This window comes from Streptomyces sp. BE20, from assembly GCF_036322525.1.
Classification (GTDB): Bacteria; Actinomycetota; Actinomycetes; order Streptomycetales; family Streptomycetaceae; genus Kitasatospora.
Window position 1 is genome coordinate 1 of the sequence record NZ_JAQYWW010000609.1, and the last position, 328, is coordinate 328.

Below are 328 nucleotides of genomic sequence, written 5' to 3' on the forward strand. Positions count from 1 at the left end.
GTTCATCGACTTCTCCCGACAGCGGGGACTCGCCCCTGACGGCCGGTGCAAGCCGTTCGGCGCAGGCGCCGACGGCACCGCCTGGGGCGAGGGTGTCGGCATGCTGCTCGTGGAGCGGGGGTCCACGGCGCGGAAGTCCTCCACCCTCGGCTCCAACAGCCGGGCGTGGTAGGCGCGGCTCGACCGCAGGCGGCTCGACATCCAGCCCCGCCCGCCCGCCCGTGCGGTGCCCGTCAGACCACCCGCACCGGACGCCACCGCGCCCAGGCCACCGATCAACTCACCGGTCCCACCGGCGAGGACCACCGCCCGGTGAGCCAATGCCCCA

Annotated in this window: 1 protein-coding gene; it reads left to right on the forward strand. The window is 74.7% G+C overall.

All coding sequences use genetic code 11. From position 1 onward, the window contains the following. Positions 1 to 4: 4 nt before the first annotated feature. Complete coding sequence (locus PUR61_RS45300; protein ID WP_443035155.1) at positions 5 to 172, forward strand: beta-ketoacyl synthase N-terminal-like domain-containing protein; 168 nt, start codon at positions 5 to 7, stop codon at positions 170 to 172. Positions 173 to 328: the final 156 nt, after the last annotated feature.